The 19643-nt window shown below is 64.3% G+C and carries 14 protein-coding genes and 1 pseudogene; 11 read left to right on the top strand and 4 right to left on the bottom strand.

The window, feature by feature from the left end; all coding sequences use genetic code 11:
• Positions 1–87: 87 nt before the first annotated feature.
• Positions 88–1284 (bottom strand): substrate-binding domain-containing protein, encoded by a 1197-nt coding sequence (locus HDG34_RS19240; protein WP_311734791.1) that lies wholly within the window; start codon positions 1282–1284, stop codon positions 88–90.
• 518 nt (positions 1285–1802) lie between these two features.
• Here HDG34_RS19240 and HDG34_RS19235 point away from each other — a divergent pair.
• The 5 genes from HDG34_RS19235 (at position 1803) to HDG34_RS19215 (ending at position 7173) form a co-directional block, all read left to right on the top strand.
• Positions 1803–3230 carry a substrate-binding domain-containing protein gene (locus HDG34_RS19235; RefSeq protein ID WP_184061725.1) on the top strand — a complete coding sequence of 476 codons (1428 nt, stop codon included), beginning with the start codon at positions 1803–1805 and terminating at the stop codon, positions 3228–3230.
• Between the two features lie 206 nt (positions 3231–3436).
• Positions 3437–4444 (top strand): ABC transporter substrate-binding protein, encoded by a 1008-nt coding sequence (locus HDG34_RS19230; RefSeq protein WP_184061724.1) that lies wholly within the window; start codon positions 3437–3439, stop codon positions 4442–4444.
• 77 nt (positions 4445–4521) lie between these two features.
• The gene (locus tag HDG34_RS19225; protein ID WP_409259439.1) at positions 4522–5343 is read left to right on the top strand and encodes an ABC transporter ATP-binding protein; all 822 of its coding nucleotides are present in this window, start codon (positions 4522–4524) and stop codon (positions 5341–5343) included.
• 27 nt (positions 5344–5370) lie between these two features.
• The gene (locus tag HDG34_RS19220; RefSeq protein ID WP_184055245.1) at positions 5371–6240 is read left to right on the top strand and encodes an ABC transporter permease; all 870 of its coding nucleotides are present in this window, start codon (positions 5371–5373) and stop codon (positions 6238–6240) included.
• A 132-nt stretch (positions 6241–6372) separates the two neighbouring features.
• Positions 6373–7173 carry a hypothetical protein gene (locus HDG34_RS19215; protein WP_184061723.1) on the top strand — a complete coding sequence of 267 codons (801 nt, stop codon included), beginning with the start codon at positions 6373–6375 and terminating at the stop codon, positions 7171–7173.
• An 18-nt stretch (positions 7174–7191) separates the two neighbouring features.
• On the opposite strand, the gene HDG34_RS19210 is transcribed toward HDG34_RS19215, so the two are convergent.
• Both HDG34_RS19210 and HDG34_RS19205 read right to left on the bottom strand, forming a co-directional pair.
• Positions 7192–8391, bottom strand: a complete 1200-nt coding sequence (locus HDG34_RS19210) for an ATP-binding protein (protein ID WP_221309189.1) — start codon at positions 8389–8391, stop codon at positions 7192–7194.
• A gap of 215 nt (positions 8392–8606) precedes the next feature.
• A complete protein-coding gene (locus HDG34_RS19205) occupies positions 8607–9272 on the bottom strand; it encodes a response regulator transcription factor (protein ID WP_184061721.1) in 666 nt (221 codons plus the stop codon).
• 273 nt (positions 9273–9545) lie between these two features.
• On the opposite strand from HDG34_RS19205, the gene HDG34_RS39850 reads away from it, so the two are divergent.
• The 4 genes from HDG34_RS39850 to HDG34_RS19185 all read left to right on the top strand — a co-directional run bounded on the left by HDG34_RS39850 (position 9546) and on the right by HDG34_RS19185 (position 16504).
• Positions 9546–11606 (top strand): PepSY domain-containing protein, encoded by a 2061-nt coding sequence (locus HDG34_RS39850; RefSeq protein ID WP_184061720.1) that lies wholly within the window; start codon positions 9546–9548, stop codon positions 11604–11606.
• Positions 11607–11704: 98 nt separating this feature from the next.
• A complete protein-coding gene (locus tag HDG34_RS19195; protein ID WP_311734792.1) occupies positions 11705–14611 on the top strand; it encodes a TonB-dependent siderophore receptor in 2907 nt (968 codons plus the stop codon).
• Positions 14533–15450 (top strand): hypothetical protein, encoded by a 918-nt coding sequence (locus tag HDG34_RS19190; RefSeq protein WP_260321230.1) that lies wholly within the window; start codon positions 14533–14535, stop codon positions 15448–15450. The genes HDG34_RS19195 and HDG34_RS19190 overlap by 79 nt, the downstream gene beginning before the upstream one ends.
• A gap of 25 nt (positions 15451–15475) precedes the next feature.
• Entirely contained in the window at positions 15476–16504 is a 1029-nt protein-coding gene (locus tag HDG34_RS19185; protein WP_184061718.1) for an ABC transporter substrate-binding protein, read from the top strand.
• 109 nt (positions 16505–16613) lie between these two features.
• Here the strand turns inward: HDG34_RS19185 and HDG34_RS19180 are convergent.
• Positions 16614–17465: pseudogene (locus HDG34_RS19180) on the bottom strand (sensor histidine kinase); the annotation flags it as partial.
• Positions 17466–17655: 190 nt separating this feature from the next.
• Between HDG34_RS19180 and HDG34_RS19175 the strand changes: the two are divergent.
• Positions 17656–17928, top strand: coding sequence for a hypothetical protein (locus tag HDG34_RS19175; protein ID WP_121317629.1), 273 nt, complete (start codon positions 17656–17658; stop codon positions 17926–17928).
• Positions 17929–19353: 1425 nt separating this feature from the next.
• Complete coding sequence (locus HDG34_RS39240; protein ID WP_260321229.1) at positions 19354–19488, top strand: hypothetical protein; 135 nt, start codon at positions 19354–19356, stop codon at positions 19486–19488.
• The last annotated feature ends 155 nt before the right edge of the window (positions 19489–19643 follow it).

Below are 19643 nucleotides of genomic sequence, written 5' to 3'. Positions count from 1 at the left end.
CACTCCTGGAATCGGCGCCGCCCGGCGGGAATGCGCGGGACCGGCACGCGGCGCCGGGTTGGCGAGGGGGAGACGAGCGGCGCGCGGTCAGTTGGCGAGCATCGCGCGCGAGCTATCCGCTTGCTGCGCGCGCAGCGGCACGTACATCGCGTGATCGATCACGGCTTGCTGGCCCTGCTTGCTTAGCACGTAGCGGAGGAACTCGGCGATGGCCGGATCGAGCGGCTTGCCGGGAGCCTTGTTGGTGTTGAAATAGATCAGCCGGCTCAGCGGATAGGTCGCCAGCGCGACGTTCTCGTACGTCGGCGCGACGTACGGACCGTTGTTCGATGCGGCAAGCGGCAGCATCTTCACGGGCGCGTCGATATAGGCGATGCCCGAGAATCCGATGCCGTAGCGATCGTCGGCCACGTCTTTCGCGAGCGGGAACACGAGCTTGTCGTAATGGATGTCGTCGCGCCACTCGCCGCGTTGACCGTTGGCGCTCAGCACGCGTTGCCGGATGAACTCCTCGAACCCGTTCCACGGCTTGATCGCGTAGACGTGCACCGGCTTGTCCGCCCATTCTCCGGTGAGACCGAGGTCGCCCCAAGTCTTGATCGGCTTGCCGCCGCGCAGGTGCGTGCGCGAGTAGAGCGCGTCGATCTGGTCGTAGCTGAGCTTTTCCAGCGGGTTGTCCTTGTTGACGAAGAAGCCGATCGCGTCCAGGAAGCCGAAATGCCGGTACGAGCCCCCGGAAATCGGTACGCTGAGCGGGCCGTAGCCGAACTTCGCCTTGAAGTCGGTGACGTCGTCCGGCTTGAGCTCGCGCGAGACGAACACGAAGTCGAGCTTCTCCTTGACCAGCTCCTTCGCGCCGAGGCTGCCCGCGTACGGTGGGGAAATGCGGATGTCGACGTTCGGGTAATACTGCCTGAAGCCTTCGATCCAGCGGTTGACGAGCGACGGCAGCACGTCGGAAGCCGCGCCCCTGAACGTGCCGGCGAGCTTGAGGTCGGTGCGGGGCTGGTAGTCGGGCAGGGCCGAGTCGAGGCGCGGCTGCAGGATCTCCGGCTCGGCCAGCGCGCGTCCGACCTTCATCCCATCATCGGCTTGTTCCTTGGTTTGCGGCGCCACCGTCTTGAGCGCGGGCACAACCCACTCGACCATCGGCGTGGATGGGGTGTCGGCGCCCGCGGCGCCCACCGCCCAGACCGACGCCGCGGCAGTGGCAATGATCAGGCGAGCCGAACGGCGGCGCGGCATGCGCCGGTTCGTCCCGCAACGGGGTTGGTTTCGATTCACGAGATGTCTCCTCCTTTGTTCAAAGCGTGCGTGATTCCACTGCCGCTCCATTTTGAGGCAGGCGGCGCGAAAGTTGAAACGCGGTGATCGCGCCGGCCTGCGCGAGATGCGGCGAACGGCGCAGCGCCCATGCCATGCGTCCAACGATAGTGTCGCCGGATGAACGCAATCTGAAGACATTCTGAAAATCCGTTCATGGAACGCCTTGCCGAGCATGAACGAATTTTCAGCATCGATTCAGGTTGGCTTCAGCGTGCCGCCGTACCGTCGGGGCAGCTTCTCCGGGCGCGATTGCGGGGCGGCGTTCCTGACCGGAAGCCGAGCCGCTGCGCGCCATTCTCCACATCCGGCAGGAGACCCCCGTGCCTGTTTTCGATTCTCCATTGCGGCGCGCATCGCCATCGATGCCGCCCCTGTCATGCTCGTCCCGGCCATTGCGCTCGCAGGATGCATGCGCGCCCGCGGCGCGCCCTCGTCGTACCGGAGCCGGCCTCCTGCTTGCGGCCTGTCTGGCACTCATGCCGCCGTGCATTGCGCAGGCGGCCGATACCGTTGCAGGCTTGCCGGCCTATCGATCGCTCCCGAACCTGAGCGGAACGCTCAGCAGCGTCGGGGACGACGCGATGGGGCCGCTGCTCGACGCGTGGCTGGCCGCCTTCGAGCGACGCCAGCCGGGGATCCATCGCGGGCCGCATTGGCGGCACGCCGGCAGTGCGACCGCATTCGGCGCGCTTATGTTCGGCGACGCCGATATCGCACCGCTCGCGCGTGAGCCGTTACAGACGGAGCTGCAGCCGTACGCGCACCAGTTCGCAGGCGACATGATGAAGTCGCCGCTGTTCGTTTGCGTCGCGAGCCTCGACGGGCAGGCGGCCTATCTCGCCGTGAACCGGCGTCCCGGCGCGCCGCTGCCGCCCAAGGTCAAGGCGTTCGTGGCGTTTGCGCTGAGCGACGAGGGTCAGGCGATCGTCGCCGCGCAGAAACGCTTTGCGCCGCTCACCGCCGCGCAGGCCGCGCGTGAACGCGCGAAGCTCGACGGCTTCCTGCCGCCGCTTGACGCCCAACTGGCCGTCTATCGTCCCGTGGCCGGCCTGCACGGCGAGATCGACAGCGTCGGCAGCGACGGGATGAAGTCGCTGATGGACACGTGGATCGACGGCTTCACGCACGTACAGCCCGCCGTGCGCAAGGGCGATCGATGGGAACACCTCGGCACGTTGAACGGGTTTCACGCGCTGCTCGCAGACGACACCGCGATGGCGCCGATGGGCCGCGAACTCTGGCCGGACGAGCGGGCTGCCTGTACGCAGATCCGTCACGCGGCGCCGCTCGAAATCCGCGTCGCGCGCGGCGGTTTCAACACGCCGCAACGGACCACGGCCCAAGCGATCTTCGTGCATCCGGACAATCCGCTCAACGGCGTCACGCTGGCGCAACTGGCGTCGATCCTGCGGCAGAACCCGGGTATCACGCGGTGGGGCCAGCTTGGCCTGACCGGCGAGTGGGCCGACCGTCCGATCACGATCTACATCCCGCCGCACGTCGCGCCGAACGCGATGTCGATGCAGGTCATGGTGCTGGCAGGCGGAGCGTGGAACAGCGCTGTCCACGAGGGATCGATCGACGACACTGCGCGCGCGATCGCTGGGAATCCGGGCGCGATCGGCTTTGGCGGACTCGAGGAAGGCGGCCCCGGACTCAAGACGCTGGCGGTGGCGCGCCGGGACGGCGAGCCGTTCTATGCGCTCGATGCCGAGAATGCGGCGAGCGGCAAGTATCCACTCACACGCTACATGTACATCCGCCTGAACCGTCCGCTGACGCCGCCGGTGAAAGCGTTCCTGCGCTACATCCTGAGCCGCGACGGCCAGGAACCGGTGCGTTACTCAGCATACTTCCCGCTGAGCGCGCAGGAGGCGCGCGAAGAGTCGGCGAAGCTCAGGTAGGCGTCGCGCGGATCCGTCCCGGCGCATGCCGCGTGCGGCGCCGGCGGTCCCTGAATAGGCGTTCATTTTCCGTTCAGCCTGACTTTAAGGTTGCCCCGTATAACTCAAACCGTTCCGTGAGCCCACCCGTCCCTGATCCGGGACGCGACGCGAACGCCATGTGGAAAACGGCACGCCATACCTATCGAAACCGGAGGAGACATCCCATGAAACACACTGTCCTGCGCATCGCCGCTGGCGCGCTGATGCTCGGCACCCTGGTTCCGGCCGCGCATACCGCCGAGAAACTCACCCTGATGGTCGGCGGCATGGAAAAGCAGATCTATCTGCCGGCCAAGCTCGCCGAGCGGCTCGGCTATTTCAAGGAGCAGGGCCTCGACGTCGAACTCATCAACGAGGCAGCGGGCGTCGATGCCGAGAACGAACTGGTCGCCGGCACAGTGCAGGGCGTCGTCGGCTTCTACGACCACACGATCGACCTGCAGTCGAAAGGCAAGTACATCGAGTCCGTCGTACAGTTCAGCCACACGCCTGGCGAAGTCGAATTGATCTCGTCGAAGCTCGCCGGCAAGGTAAAGTCGCCCGCCGACTTCCGCGGCTTGACGCTTGGCGTCACCGGGCTTGGCTCGTCGACCAACTTCCTAACCCAATACCTCGGCGTGTCGCACGGCGTGAAGACGTCGGAGATGACGTCGCTGCCCGTCGGTGCCGGCAACACATTCATCGCCGCGCTCAAGCAGGGCAAGATCGACGGCGGCATGACCACCGAACCGACGGTCTCGCGCCTCGTCAACACCGGTGACGCACAGGTCCTGGTCGATCTGCGCTCGCCCGAGAGCACGCAGAAGTGGCTCGGCGGCCTGTACCCGGCGGCCAGTCTGTACATGCAGAACGACTGGGTACACTCGCACAAGGCGACGGTGCAGAAACTCGCGAACGCGTTCGTCAAGACGCTGCGCTACATCAATACGCACAGCGCGGAGGAGATTACCGCCCAGATGCCCGCCGACTACTACGCTGGGGACCGCGCGTCATACATGAAGGCGCTGGCCAACGGCAAGGTGTCGTTCATCGCCGACGGCCGCATGCCGGAATCGGGGCCGCCCACCGTGCTCAAGGTGCTCGGGTCGTTTGATAGAACTGTGATGGGGCACAAAATCGACCTGTCGAAGACCTTCACCACCGAGTTCGTCAACGCCGCGCAGGTCAAGTAGCCGCGCCCGCGTGACGGCCCGGCAGCGAGCCGTCGCGGGCGTTTCGTCGAATCCAATCTCCTAAAGGTGGCAATCCAATGACAGCCTCCCAGGCAACCATGCCGTATCCCGCCGCTGCGTCGAACGACGTTCCTGCGATTGAACTCGATCGTGTCAGCCGCCGCTTCGTCAGCCCGGAGGGTAAAGCGATCATGGCGCTGCAGAACTTCAGCATGTGCGTTGCGAAGGGCGAGTTCTGCGCCGTCGTCGGCCCGACCGGCTGCGGCAAGTCCACTACGCTCAGTCTGATCACTGGCCTTGCCGCGCCGAGCGCCGGCGCGGTCAGGATCAGGGGCAAGCCGGTCACCGGCATCGATCCTCGCATCGGTTTCGTGTTCCAGTCCGACGCGGTGTTCCCATGGAAGAGCGTGCTCGATAACATCGCGGCCGGTCCGCTGTACCGCGGCGAGAACAAGGCGCAGGCGTACGAGCGCGCGATGGAATGGATTCGCCGCGTCGGTCTGGTTCGTTTCGAACGCCACTATCCGCACCAACTCTCCGGCGGCATGCGCAAGCGCGTGGCGCTGGCTCAGACCTTCATCAACGAACCTGAGATTCTGCTGATGGACGAGCCGTTCTCGGCGCTCGACGTCCAGACACGCATGCTGATGCAGGACGAGTTGCTGCATCTGTGGAGCGTGAATGGCGCATCGGTGGTGTTCGTCACGCACGACATTGAGGAGGCCATCGCGCTCGCGGACAAGGTATTCGTGCTGACGTCCGGACCGGCGACCGTCAAGACGTCGTACGAAATCGACCTGCCGCGCCCGCGTGATGTCGCGGAAGCGCGCTATTCCCCCCGCTTTATCGAACTGTCGCGGCAGATCTGGAACGATCTTCGCGACGAGGTCCACATCTGAGCGCCTGGCGGCGCGCTAAGGAAAAACATGAATACCCCGATGGCAGGAGCCGTATCGAACGAGATCGAGTTGCGGAAGGTGGAAGTCCGCGCCCAGGCAAGCATACGTCGGCGCCAGACGCTGGTGTATGTGCTGCGGCTCGCGGTGCTGGTCGTCACGCTGGGCGGATGGGAACTCGCCGGGCGCGTGGGCTGGATCGATCCTTTCTTCTTCTCGACGCCTTCGCTGATCGCCGTGCAGATCTGGCAGTGGCTCACCGAGGGAACCTCGCAAGGCCCGCTCTGGGTGCAAGTGCTGGTGACGCTGGAGGAAACCGGGCTCGGCTTCCTGATCGGCAGCGTGGCAGGCGTGTTCGCCGGGATCTTACTGGGCCGCAACAAGCTGCTCGCCGACGTTTTCAGCCTCTACATCAAGATCGCGAACTCGATCCCGCGCGTGGTGCTCGGCTCGGTGTTCATCATCGCGCTGGGGCTCGGCATGGCGTCCAAGGTCGCACTGGCCTTCGTCATGGTGTTCTTCGTGGTGTTCTCGAACGCGTTCCAGGGCGTGCGCGAGGCGGACCGCAACCTGATCGCGAACGCGCACATCCTGGGCGCCTCGAAGCATGCCGTGACGCTGACGGTCGTGCTGCCGGCCGCGATGAGCTGGATCCTGGCGAGCCTGCACGTGAGCTTCGGGTTCGCGCTGGTGGGTGCCGTGGTCGGTGAATTTCTCGGCTCGAAGCAAGGGATCGGGCTGCTGATCTCGACCGCGCAGGGCGCGTTCAACGCGGCCGGCGTGTTCGCCGCGATGATCGTGCTCGCCGTCGTCGCGCTGGGTGCGGAGTTCGTGCTCACGCAGCTCGAGAACAAGCTCCTGAAATGGCGACCGCCGCAGTTCTCCGACGCGGGCCACTGATCCCCGCGCGCCGGCCGGCCACGCGTCGCCGCGCATCTGCCCGCCCCGACCGTCCTGACCCATCCCGCTCGTGCCTCATGCCGGGCGCTCACACGCAGCGCCGGCCACCCTTCGATCAGGAGAATCGGCCTCATGATGTCCACCCGTCATCCGGAGTCGGCCGCGTACCGCGCCCCGCATCATGCGCGATTCGTCAAGGCGGCGCTCGCCTTCGGCGCATGCCTGGTTTGCCATGGTGCGCTTGCCGGCCCGCCGTTCGTGACCGACGATCCGGAACCCGTCGAACGGGGGCATTTCGAAATCGATGCCGCCGCGTCGGGCACCGTGCGCGCCGGCAGTCACAGCGGCACGCTGCCGGGCCTCGAGATCAACTACGGATTGGTGGAGAACCTGCAGATCAACGCGACGGTCGGCATGGCGTTCATGCACGAAACCGGAGATCGCACCCATTACGGATTCGGTGATACCGAACTGGGCGCGAAGTACCGCTTCATCACCGAGGACGAGGCGGGCTGGCGTCCGCAGGTCGCGTTCGCGCCGAGCGTCACACTGCCGTCCGGCAACGACCACCTGGGCCTCGGTGACGGCCACGCGCACGTGCTGCTACCGCTGTGGACGCAGAAGACGATCGGTAACTGGACGACGTTCGGCGGTGGTGGATACGTCGTCAACCGCCATGCGGGACGGAAGGGTTACTGGACCGGCGGTTGGGCCGTCCTGCGCAAGTTCGGCGAACGACTTCAGCTTGGCGGCGAGGTCTTCTACACCGGGGCGGCGACCAGGGACGATCCGTCCGCGATTGGCTTCAACCTCGGCGGCACCTACGGGCTGACGGAGCACGACCGCATCCTGTTCTCCACCGGGCGCGGCCTCACTCACGTGAGCGACACTAATCGCTTCTCCTATTACGTCGGTTATCAGCTCGACCTGTGACGCGCGCCCGCTGTATGCTCAGGCGGCGTCGGTGGAATGGAGCGGCGCGTTGAAGGGGATATTGCCGGCGGTGTCGGACGGCGTGACGGCGGGAATCTCGAAGACCATCGACAACCCGCGGCCGTCCGGCCCGGCCTCCGCGAAGATGTGGCCGCCGTGCAGCTCGACGATACTGCGGCAGATGGCGAGGCCCAGGCCGCTGCCCTTGTCTTCGTCGCCCGGACGACGGATGCGCACGAAGCGTTCGAAGATGCGCTTGCGCTGTTCGGCGGCTACGCCGGGACCCTCGTCCTCCACGCGGACCTGCCAGCATTGGTTCACCAGCGTGGAACGCAAGGTGACGCGGCTTCCCGGAGGCGAGGCCGCCAGTGCGTTGCTGAGCAGGTTCAGGAGCACCTGGCGGATCCATTTCGACTCGATTGCGGCCTGTCCGCTGCCGTGATGGGTCAGGAAGAAGCGCTGCTCGCGGTGTTCGGCGAGTACATGGGCGTCCTGCGCGAAGTTCTGCAGGAACAGTTCAGGGTCCTGCGGCCTCAGATCGAGCGAAATCGCGTGTGCGTCGGCACGCGACAGGAACAGCAGGTCCTCGATGATGCGCTGGAGGTGGGCAAGTTCCTTGATCTGAATTTGCACCGCCTGTTCCTGCGCTGGCGTCAACTGACCGTCGACGACCAGTTTCTCGGCTTGCAAGCGCACGAGCGTCAGGGGCGTCTTGAGTTCGTGGGAGGCCTCAGCTGTAAACCGCCGGATCTGGTCGAACGACGCTTCGAGACGGTCGAACATCTGGTTGAGCAGGCGCGCCAGGTCCGAAATCTCGTCGCGCGCGCCTGACAACGGAATGCGCTCGCTCAGATTGTCCGAGCGGATGTGGTCGGCCGTGTCCTGGATCAGCCGCAGCGGCCGTAGCGCCATTCGGCTGAAGCCGTAGCCGATCACGCTGCTGATCGCGATCATGACGATCAGCAATCCGTAGAAAGCATGTTCATAGGCGGTCATTACCACGCGTACGTGTTCTTTCGTCGTTGCCACCACGACCGTGTACGGTCCGAGCGCGAACTTGCCCGCGCGCAGTTCACCCAGTCCTTCAACATTCGCATTGAACGCCTGGTGGCGAGGCGACGGAGCGATATCGCGACCGTGAAGGCCCGGGGAGCGAAACACCACCGTCCCAGCCGTCCCGTAAATCTCGGTGAAGAACAGTTCGAGCTTGTCGGACATCATCGCCTGAACACGCTTGCGCAACTCCGCCTCCGACAGCTTCGTACCGAGCGCGGTCTGGCTGGCGCGAATCTGTTCGAACTCAGATTGGTTGAGCAGATCCAGCGCGTGGATCGCGTGATGTTCGATGAAGTATCGTCCGGCAAGAAACAGCGACGCGAACGTGACAGTCGAAGCGAGTACGTAGCAGATGGCGAGCCGCGCGCCGATGGATTTCATAGCAGCTGGTAACCGACGCCGCGCACCGTCTTGAACAGCGGCTTGCCGAGCGGCGCCTCGAACTTGCCGCGCAGCCGGCTCATGTAAACGTCGAGCAGGTTGGTGTCGACGTCGTAATGGGATTCCCAGATCTTCTCCGCTATCAGCGTCCGGGTCAGGATGCGGCCGGGATTCTGCAGGAAGACCTCCAGTAACGCGAATTCGCGGCTGGTGAGATCGATCGGCTTGCCGTTCAGATGGACGGTGTGGCTCAGCAGGTCAAGCTTGATGCCCGCATGCTGAAGCACGGTTTCCTTGACGGACGATTGGCGGCGAAGCAGCGAGCGCATGCGCGCGAGCAGTTCTTCCAGGCTGAACGGCTTAGGCAGGTAGTCATCGGCGCCGACATCGAGGCCCTTGACGCGATCCTCGACGGCGTCGCGCGCGCTGAGGATCAACACCGGCTCATTGAATCCGGCCGCGCGCCATTCGCGAAGCAGCTCCAGGCCATCACCGTCGGGCAAGCCGAGATCGAGCACGATGACGTCATAGCTCGACTCGCATAGCGCTTCGCGCGCCTCGGCGCAACTTTCAACCCACGTCACCGTATACGCGCGTTCGCTTAGCGCCTGCTTGAGGTACAGGCCGAGCTTGCGCTGGTCTTCGAGGATAAGGATCTTCATGATAAAAGCGCGAACGCGAGGGAATTTCAGGCTAGCGCAAGCGGATGTCCGTGACAAGCGAAGCATGGCCCTGCGGGGGTTTTCCCGATTTTTCTGAACGCAAATTCAGGAAGCGTTCGCGTCTGTTTCAGGTTGGAAGCGCGCATGTGGGTCGTGGGGCGATAAGTCACGCGCAATGAGTTGGGACTTACCCCGACTTTGCGCTGAATTCAGACTTCATTCAGGTTCGCCGACAAAGATGATGGACATCAACAGTCGTCGCCTAGGCAACCCATGAAACCCGCATTCCGTCCGCTCGTCTTGCAGATCCATCGCTGGTGCGGCCTGACCGTCGGGGTCGTGATTATCCTGATGGCGATCACGGGTGCATCCATCGCATTCCGGCCCAGCCTAGAGCCGGTGCTGAATCGCGATCTGCTGACGGTGCCGACCTGCGCGGCGCGCGTACCGCTTGACACATTGACCGCGAATGCGGCCGCATCCCGGCCGTCGGCGACGCTCGACTACATTCGGCTGGTCGCCGGCAAGCACCATGCGCCGCGCATGCCGTCCGCGATGGTGCGCTTCACCGATCAGGTGTTCGTCTACCTCAATCCTTGCACTGGAGACGTGTTGGGCGAACGCTCGCGCTACGGTGGCCTGCTCGGCACGCTCGAGCAGATTCATCAGTTCCGCTTCATGAAGCACGGCAACGTGATTACCGGCACGAGTGCGCTCCTGTTCGGCATGCTGATGATCGGTGGCGGCATCGCGCTCTGGTGGCCACGCTCACGTCACGGCTGGCGAGTCGCGTTCACGACCGGACCCGGGGCGCGTGGACAGGCATTCACGTATCGGCTGCATCGGACGATCGGTCTCTATGCCAGCGCGATCCTGCTGCTGACGGTGCTGACCGGGCTGCCGTGGGCGTTCGACTGGTACGCGCACGGCATCTATGCGATCACCGGTTCACCGCAGCCCGCCAGTCCGCCGAAATCGGCCGTGCCCGAGAACGGCGCAAGGCGGCAAACGCTCGAAAGCTCCTGGCGCACCGCACAGGCACTGTCGCCCGACCCGCAGGATGCGCTGCTGCACATCCCCGAGAAATCGCGTGACCCGGTAGAGATGTACCTGATCGATCGCGCGGCGCCGCATCCGAATGCACGCACGATGTTGTTCATCGACGCATACACGGGCAAGGTGCTGCGGTTCGTTCCGTATTCGCGGAGCAGCGTCGGGCACAAGCTGTATTTCTGGGCGTTGTCGTGGCACACCGGCGCGATTGGCGGTGTATTCGGGCAACTGTTGCTGCTGTTCGGCGCGCTGTGCGTTCCGGTACTCGCTTACACCGGCGTCCGGAACGTCCTGCGGCGCACGTGGCGTCCGGTGGCGAGCGACGCACGCCTGACCATGCGCGTCGCGAAGAAAACAGTCGAGGCCGACGGTGTGTGTGCGTTCGAATTGACGGATCCGGCGGGACGCAAACTGCCGCGGTTCGCGGCCGGCGCGCATATCGACGTGCATCTTGGCGACGGTCTCGTGCGCCAGTACTCGCTGTGCGGCGATCCGCGCGAGCGGCGGCGCTACCTGATCGCCGTGCTGCGCGTTGCGGATTCGCGCGGCGGATCGGCGGCCATGCACGAGCGGGTTCACGAAGGCGATCTGCTCGACATTGGTGTGCCGGTCAATCACTTCGCGCTGGACGAGACCGCGCCGCGTTCGCTGCTGCTTGCGGGAGGGATCGGCATCACGCCGATCCTCGGCATGGCGGAACGGCTCGCGCGGCGCCACGCCGATTTCGAGCTGCACTATTGCGCACGCTCGCAGTCGCGCGCGGCGTTCGTGCAGCGGCTCGTGCGGGCGCCGTTCGCCGGCCGGGCCAGGTTCCACTTCAGCGACGAACGCGCGGAGCAACGCTTCGACATCGAGCGCGTGCTCGACAGTCAGTCGCCTCGCACGCATCTGTACATATGCGGACCCGCGGGGTTCATCGATGCGGTGCTGTGCGCCGCACGGAATCGCGGCTGGCCCGAGCGGCAGCTGCACTGCGAGCGCTTCGCGTCGATTGCGCAGAAGCCCTCGGTGACGCATGCGTTCGACGTGCAGCTCGTCAGCACGGGCAAGGTGTACCGGATTCCCGAGCACAAGTCCGTCGTCGCGTCGCTGGCCGAACACGGCGTCAGGATCCCGACGTCGTGCGAGCAGGGTGTTTGCGGCACCTGCATCACGCGGGTGATCGCCGGCGAAGTCGACCATCTCGACTGCGTGCTGACAGCCGCGCAACGGGAGCGGCACGGACATTTCACACCCTGCTGTTCGCGCGCGAAAGGGGATCTGCTGGTGCTGGACATCTGACCGGTGGCAAACGCGGGCATCGTGCCATCGGGCGCGATGCCCGCCGCGGCCGGATCGGATCGAAGACTGATAATGCAAACAAGCTGGAGGAGACCGCGGTGATCGGAAGAACGATGGTGGCATTGGCCGTCATGGCGATGTTTTCCCCGGCGCTCTACGCGCAGGCCGACAGCGGCACGCGCGAGAATGCACTCGCGCCGCGGCCCGGACATGCGAAGCTCTATGCGCAGCAGCTGGTGGACCGCACGGTTGCGCTGCACCCGGAGCTCGTCGAGCTGGATCTTCATATGCGCCCCCCCGGAGGAGCGGAAAGCGTCATCGTCGCAGCGAAGTCCGCGAACCGGGTCGGCATGAAGTCGGACCCCGACGATCTCGACGTGGTCAAGACCGGTACGCCGTTCGTGGAAGTGAACAAGCGAGGCGACCAGAACGTCGAGGTGCATCTGCCGCTGCTCGACGTCACGCGCAAAGTGATCGGCGAAGTCGAAGTGACGTTCCCGTATCCGCCGGGGTCAGGGCTCGACAAGGAGGCGTTGATCCGGGCGGGCGCACTCATCCGCGACGAGCTGAGCCGGCAGATCCGCTACGGGAACGAACTCTTCGATCCGGTGCTCCCGACCAAAGGCATTCCGGAGAATCCGTACGCGCAGACGCTCGTCGACGAGGTGATCCGCAAGCGCCGCGACGTGATGGCGCTCGTGATGCACGTGGCGCGCCCGGGCGGGGGCGGCGACTATCCGATCATCGCGTCGAACATCGGGCGCATCGGCAAGCCTGCCGATGCGGACGACCGGCGTGTCATCGAGACCGGCAAGCCGCATGTCGAGGTCGGCCGCGAAGGAGATCGCCTCGAAGTGGAACTGCCGCTGCAGGACGCCGGCGGCGCTACGATCGGCGCGCTCGGCGTGGTGATGCCGTACCGCGTCGGCGACGACCAGGAGGTGCTCGTGAAGAAGGCCGAGAAGATCCGGGATGAATTGCGAGGGCGGATCCGCGATGCCGCGGAGTTGTACGAACCGAGGCAGCTCGTGCCGGCGACGTCGGTGATTACGGCGCGACTCGACGCGCAGGCGCTCGGCAACACGCAATCGCTGCCGATGACCAAGGAGGTGATGGGCGCCGGCGCGCTGCAGACCGCGACGGAAGGCGTGACCGACGCGGTCAAGAACCAGGCCGGCGTCGCGCCGACCAACTCGTCGGGCAGCCCTGCCGACGCGGCCAGCATTCGCGGCATCAAGGTCAACCTGTTCGCGAACTACCGGCTCAACGGCGGCCTGCCGACCGCGAACGTGATGTCGGTGCCGGCGGAGGACAAGGAGCGCGTGGAGACGCTGAAGGGCGCGAACGCGCTGATGTTCGGCGTTGCAAGCCCCGCGGGCATCCTCAACATGGTGACGAAGCGCGCGCCGATGGACAGGGACGTCGCCTCGGTGGCGCTGCTCGGCAACTCGTTCGGGCAGTTCGGCGTCGCGGCCGACCTCAGCCATCGATTCGGCAGCGAAAAGCAGTTCGGCCTCCGCGTGAACGGATCCGATACGCACCTCGAAAATGGTGTGCACGGTGCGAATGGGCGCGGCTGGTTCGGCAGCGTTGGCGCCGACTGGCAGGTCACCAACCGCCTGCATTTCCAGTTCGATGTCGAGACCTATCGGAAGGACGTCGTCGAGCAGGGCAGCATCAGCCTGCCGACTGCGGTCAACGGACACATCACGTTGCCGCGCGTGCCCGATCCGAGGAATCTGCTGTCGGGCCCGTGGGCGGTTTTCTCCGCGAAGACGACGAACTTCCAGGGGCGGGTCGACTACGACATTGCGCCCGGCTGGAAGGCGCTCGTCGAAATCGGTCAGTCGGATTCGGATCGCTCGCGCTCGACGACCCGGATCGGCGGATACAACGTGTTCACCGGGGCAGGCGGCATCCCGACCGTCAGTGAGGTGACGCAGGTCTACTTCAACAAGTACAAGCGGGCAGAACTGCTCGGTCAATTCGCCACGGGTCCGCTCTCGCACGACATCACGTTCGGCGTGTCGCGCAGCGAGCGCATCGCCGAGACACCCAGACAAAACACGATCGTGTTGCCGGAGCGGGTCAACATCTTCGATCCCATCCCGTTGCCCACTCCGGTGCCGACCCATCCCGACACGTCGCTGCCAAAGCAGGTCAACGCGGATACCGGCCTCTATACCTACGACATGATCGGCGTCGGGTCGAAGTGGAAGTTGCTGCTCGGCTTCCGCGAGAGCCGGTCGTCGTCGAACGACGGCGTGGTGTCGTCAGCGACCTGGGTCGGGTCTCCGGCATTCGGGATTCTCTACGACCTGCTGCCGACCACCACGCTGTTCGCCAGCTACATGAAAGGCATCGAGGATGGCGGCGTCGCCCCCGCAAACGCGAAGAACGCCTACCAGGTCCTTGCGCCCGCGGTGTCGACGCAGTATGAGTTCGGCGTGCGCGATCACTACTTCAGGTGGTTGCAGTTCAGTGCGTCCGTGTTCGACATCACGCGCGCGAACGCGGTGACCAATCCGGCTACGCAGATTTTCGCCAACGACGGCACGATCGAATACCGGGGCGCGGAAGCCGTGCTCACGCAGGACATCTCGCGCCAGTGGTCGCTGTCCGAAGCCGTCCAGTACCTGCACGCGGTCCAGAACCCGGAATTCGACATGACGATCAAGGGCCGTACGCCGGAGAATACGCCGAAGTGGATCGGCAACATCGCACTGACGCACCGTCCGCTCTGGCTCCCCGGCCTGTCGCTCACGGTGCGTGCGTCGTTCATCACGAAGCGCCCGGTGAACCCGCAGAACCAGGGCTACATCCCCGGTTACACCATCTACTCGCTCGGCGCCAGCTACGCGACCCGGATCGCCGGCAAGCACGTCGACATCAGGGTGGCCGTCGACAACCTGTTCAACAAGCGTTATTGGAACTCGGTGCAGACCGGCACGCTTGGCACAGGAATGGACCGCAGCGTGCGGATGGTGGCCAAGATCGATTTCTGAAAAAACGTGGAGCCCTTTCCATGCCCAACCTTCACCGAATCATCATGAATCTTCTCTCCATTCGGGCCATCGGCCGTGTCTTCGCCATCGCGGTCGTACTGGCGGGCATGCTGCCCCCCAGCGCGGCGCGGGCGACAGAGCCGTCGGATAACGACGCGCTGTCGCTGATCATCACCTACCAGACCTCGCCCGCGAACCGGCCCGCGTTGCGCCACGAGCTGGCGCAGTCGACCGCGCGCGAGCTCGCGCGCTGGAAGCACGACGGGCGAATCAGGCAATACAGCCTGCTGTTCAATCGCTATGCCGATTCGGACAACTGGGACGCAATGGCCTTGCTGACGTTCGCGACGCCCGACGACCTGTACCGCTGGCGTACGCTCGAGCAGGCGCAGCCCGCGGCGCTGTCCGCGAAGGCGCTCGCGGTGACGACTTCAATCCATACGACGCCGGTTGATACCAAACGCGCGGAGGCGCTCGACGCGAAGGCGGCGAATCCGGTCTACGTGGTCATCCCGTACAAGACCCTGGTCTCAGCCGGCGACTACGAGAAGTACGCGGACGCCTATGTGATTCCGCAATTCAAGGGATGGATGGACGAGGGCGTCCTGTCGAGCTATTCGCTTTATACGAGCCAGTTTCCGGCCGGCCGCCAGTGGACCGCGATGGTACTCCTGCAGTACAGGGACGAGGCGGCCCTCAGCGCGCGCGAGGCGGTGGTGGACAAAGTCCGCGAGCGCCTGACGCACAACCCTGAATGGAAAGCGATCAGCGACAGCAAGAAGAACGTGCGCACCGAAGAACAGGTGGTGATCGCCGATCCCATCGCCGTAAGTCAATGAGCTCTCTGCTCGCAAGGAAGATCCGATGAAAAAAATCGCACTTACGCTCGTTGCCGCTTGCCTGGTCGTTGGGCAGGCAAGCGCCGCCGAACCCGCCACGCCCGCTGCCGATGCGGCGCGGCAACGCATCGTCCTGCTCGTCGACGAGATTAAGGCCATCCGCAATTTCCCTGTGGTGCTGGCGGAGCGTCTCGGCTATCTGAACGACGGCAAGATGGCCGTGACTGTCATGAACATCCGCGACGACGTGTCGACGGCCGACATGCTGAATGACGGACGGGTCGACGCGGTGGTCGCCTACTACCATCACAACGTGGTTAACCAGGCGCACGGCATCGATACGCAGGCCGTTGTCACGCTCGGCGTGACGCCGGGCGCGAAGGTGCTCGTCGCGAACCAGGCAAGGGAGAAATACCAGAGCGTGACTGACCTCAAGGGCGCGCGTTTCATTGCGGGCGGCGCCGGGTCGTCGAAGAGCACGGTCGCGAACGCGCTCATGCTGGCGGGCGGTCACGGCATCGGCGATTACACGCGGCTCGGGACGGACGGCAAGGAGAAGAACATCGACGCGCTGCGTGACGGAAGCGCCGATTTCGTCGTAGCGCCGACGCCCGACGGGGATCTCTACCAGTCGAAAGGCGTGGCCACGGTGTTCGCGGACCTGACGTCGGTCGACGGCACGCGCCGGAGTCTGGGCACGCTGTTTCCGTCGAGCACGGTCTACATGTCGGGCGCACGCGTTCGGGCGCATCCGGAGATTGCGCGGCACCTGGCCGGCGCGTTCGTGCGCACGCTGCAGTACATCAATTCCCATTCCCCCGAGCAGCTCCTGGCTGTCATTCCGCCGGAGATCAGCGGCAAGGACCGCGTGGCTTATCTGAAGGTGTTGAAGGAGGAGATCCCGATGTTCGCGAACGACGGACGCATGCCGGACGACGGCGCGACGAAGGAGTGGCAGGTGCTCGCCGCGGCGAATCCGGCTTACGGGTCGGTGAAGGTCGATCGGACCTACACCAATGCGTTCGTCGATGAAGCGCTGCGTACGCTGCACTGAGCAGAAGCGTTTTATTCGCGCGGGGCCGTGCGGCTGCGTTCCGCCCGCGCGGCGCATACAGCGCGATGCTGCAGCCGGTCGCGACGTCGTTGAAGCGTAGCGCCGACCCGTGCATCGTCGCGACGGCGGCGGCGAGGCTGAGCCCAAGGCCGCTGCCGGCTGTATGCCTGCTCGTCTCCGCGCGATAGAACCGCCGCAGCACCGCCTGCCGCTCCTCGGGCGGGAGCCAGGGGCCGTCGTCGGCGATCGTGATGCCGATGCCCGTCGCGTCGTGAAACGGCTGGATCGATACATGGCCGCCTTCCGGCGCGAACTTGATCGCATTGTCGATGAGATTGGCCAGCGCTTCGAACAGGAGGTCACGGTCTCCATGCAGTTCGAGTGGACCGTCCGGCGCCCGGTGGTAGTCGAGCGTGACGCGCTTGTCTTCGGCGGTGGGTTCATAGTACTCGACGACGTCGTTGGTGACCGTGGCGAGATCCACGAGGGCGAAACTCTGCTCGCGCGCGTGGGACTCGATCTCGGAAATGCGCAGCAGCGCATTGAATGTGTGCAGGATGCTGCCCGTCTCGATGATCGTGTCGTCGATGGCCGCACGATAGTCCGCCCCGGTCCGTGCGCGCCTCTGGGCTCGCTCGAGTCCCGCGAGCAGGCGAGTGAGCGGCGTGCGCAAGTCGTGCGCGATCGCGTCGCATACGCCCTTGACCTCGTGCATCAGCCGCTCGATCTCGTCGAGCATGCCGTTGACGACGTGCACGAGCCGTCCGACGTCGTCGTGTTGCGTATGCACCGGCAGGCGCCGGCTCAGGTTGCCGGACACGATCTCCTCGATCGAGTGCGTGACGGGAATTGAAGGCGGGCACTGGCGTCTCGCTGCAAAAAGCAATGCGATGCGCGACGGTCTCGCGAGCACCTGGAACGGGTCGCTCGGATAGGTTGGAGGCACAGTACGGCTGCGCATTAAAGGCAACCCTAAGAATTCCTTAAATTTTTTAATGCAGATTTCAGATTGTGTTTATCCGGCGTCGCTATTGTTGGATCGTGGTCAGCAGTTCGGATCTTTGCCGTGCAAGCGCTCCCGCACCATCAGGAGCGTTCGCTGCCACCGGGTCAAGGCACGGTATATCCATTGCAGCCGAAGGAGAGCAGTCATGCGCGCCGCCGATAACTCCCTGCACTCGCTGGTCGATAAGTGGCTTGGCCTGGGACTGGCGAACCCCGTCCGCGTCATGCGCTTCGGGCACACGCCGGCGAACCGGCGGCGCTATGCACTGGTGCAGACGCGGCGCCCGACCGGCATGCTGTCGATGTTTTTCTTCCGCCATGACAATGGTGGGTGGTGCGTATTCCCGCCCACCGAAGCGAGTCCCGCGATGCGCTTCGCCGCGCTGTGCATGCCGCAGAGCTGCGATTGCAATGGATGATGGCGAGTCTCACTGCTACGGCTGATCTGCGAAAAGTGTGCCGATCCAGGTGAGGATCGCAGTGACTGCGAGTCACGCCGGAACGACGCTAGTTCATGATTTGCGCCGCCGGTCTCACAATCGAGCTATACGGTGCTTCGGTTGGCAGTAAAAAAACAGGAAGGAGACCGCTGGTGAACGAGATCGGATCGAGTGTCATGATTAGCATGTCCCGGGGCGGACTGCTACCGCGCCACATCTCGATATAGGTAGCCTGTCCTGCGTTCCGTGATACTGGTCACAGCTGGCACGTAGTTGCCGACGAAGGCGGGACACGCACCCGTGGATTACGAATAGCATCTCGCAACGTTTCGGACTCTACCGCAAGTACGCATCCGCTTGCAGTGAGAACCGACATTCGCATCTGCCGAGGGGCGAATGTCGGGAAAGCAACATGCAGCCGACTCACAGATTTCCATATCTGAATGTCGGGTACGGCCGACGACGCGACTGACATGATCCGCGCGCGAAGGTCCGTTGTCTGGGCGGAGCCGGCATCCGAACGTCCGCGTGAAACCGTGGGCCATCGCCCGTCGTTGGCCGAACCTTGTCGATCGTCCAGCAATCGAACGGCACTTCCCATGAGCGGCAACAGGCGGACCCGCTGCCACCGTTCGGACCAACGCCGACGCCCCGTCCGCTTAAAGAAGTAAAGCAGCGCCAAATTTGGGCGGCCTCTCCGATGATGCTGGGCGGACGATTACCAGGGTTCGGTCCGATCTGTCAAGATGGGGTCGCCCGATCGAACCGTTTGTGGCGAAAATGCACACCGCATTTTTTGCGCTGAATACTCCCGCAAACGATTGCGTATACTCTGTGCACCTCTTTCTCCGAGGCGCGCTCTATGCGGCAGGAATGGCTTGAATCTCTCCAGCGACTTAGCTGGAACGCTCCGATAACTTTGGCACTAGCGTCGGCAGCAGTCGGCTCTGTCGTGACACTAGCGTGGATTTCGGCGCGAGATGCCCGGGAGCGCAGGCGTCAGCGACGCGACACTGCATTGGAGCTGGCGTTATCGCTGGAAAGCTACGCTCGAAGCTGTCGGACAATGATGCATAAGGCTGTTTGGGCGGCAGCGGAGCCGGCGGCCCTATCAGCAGCGAAGCCAGCAAGGGCGTGTCCATCCCTGCTTTTGCCTATCCGGACAGGCTGCAGTGGCACGTCCTGAGCCGCCGAGTTATCTCCGAGTTGCGTGAATACCCGGCTACTGTGCACGCTGCCCGAGAGTACTTGGAGGCATTTCGGGAGTTCGGCGAGCCGATAGACCTTTGCGGTCAGGTCCAATATGAGTGTGCGAAGGCCGCGATGTCAGCACTCGCGCTGGCTAGAACTACGCGTAGGCGGCACAGTGCCGCGACGTGGAAACCGGGTGCCAAAGATTCAGCCATGGAGCGCGAACTGTCCGACTTCATCGCGACCGCTGAAGAAAAGCGCAAGGCGTCGCTCGAGCGTCGAACGGAATCCACACTTGGTCGGGGAGCTGACGCACAGCCGTTCAAACAACAACCGCTAAGCGCCTGAAACTTAGACCGGACAAAGGGATATCAATCTATCAGGCGCCTCGCGACCCTCAACACCCTGTGGTACTCACGAGAGGTTAGCGGCTGCTTCCAAGGTGTCAATGCTTTCGGCATGACGACAAGTCGTCGGCCATTGCGGCCGTTGGAGTGTCGGCC

This window comes from Paraburkholderia sp. HC6.4b (assembly GCF_014200875.1).
Classification (GTDB): domain Bacteria; phylum Pseudomonadota; class Gammaproteobacteria; order Burkholderiales; family Burkholderiaceae; genus Paraburkholderia; species Paraburkholderia tuberum.
This window is presented reverse-complemented; position numbering and strand designations above follow the sequence as displayed.

Coding starts and splice junctions, on each gene's coding strand:
- HDG34_RS19230 (WP_184061724.1), top strand. CDS start 3,437: ATGAAACACACTGTCCTGCGCATCGCCGCTGGCGCGCTGATGCTCGGC.
- HDG34_RS19175 (WP_121317629.1), top strand. CDS start 17,656: ATGCGCGCCGCCGATAACTCCCTGCACTCGCTGGTCGATAAGTGGCTT.
- HDG34_RS39850 (WP_184061720.1), top strand. CDS start 9,546: ATGAAACCCGCATTCCGTCCGCTCGTCTTGCAGATCCATCGCTGGTGC.
- HDG34_RS19225 (WP_409259439.1), top strand. CDS start 4,522: ATGACAGCCTCCCAGGCAACCATGCCGTATCCCGCCGCTGCGTCGAAC.
- HDG34_RS19210 (WP_221309189.1), bottom strand. CDS start 8,391: ATGTCCGACAAGCTCGAACTGTTCTTCACCGAGATTTACGGGACGGCT.
- HDG34_RS19205 (WP_184061721.1), bottom strand. CDS start 9,272: ATGAAGATCCTTATCCTCGAAGACCAGCGCAAGCTCGGCCTGTACCTC.
- HDG34_RS19215 (WP_184061723.1), top strand. CDS start 6,373: ATGATGTCCACCCGTCATCCGGAGTCGGCCGCGTACCGCGCCCCGCAT.
- HDG34_RS19220 (WP_184055245.1), top strand. CDS start 5,371: ATGAATACCCCGATGGCAGGAGCCGTATCGAACGAGATCGAGTTGCGG.
- HDG34_RS19185 (WP_184061718.1), top strand. CDS start 15,476: ATGAAAAAAATCGCACTTACGCTCGTTGCCGCTTGCCTGGTCGTTGGG.
- HDG34_RS39240 (WP_260321229.1), top strand. CDS start 19,354: ATGGAGCGCGAACTGTCCGACTTCATCGCGACCGCTGAAGAAAAGCGC.
- HDG34_RS19235 (WP_184061725.1), top strand. CDS start 1,803: ATGCCGCCGTGCATTGCGCAGGCGGCCGATACCGTTGCAGGCTTGCCG.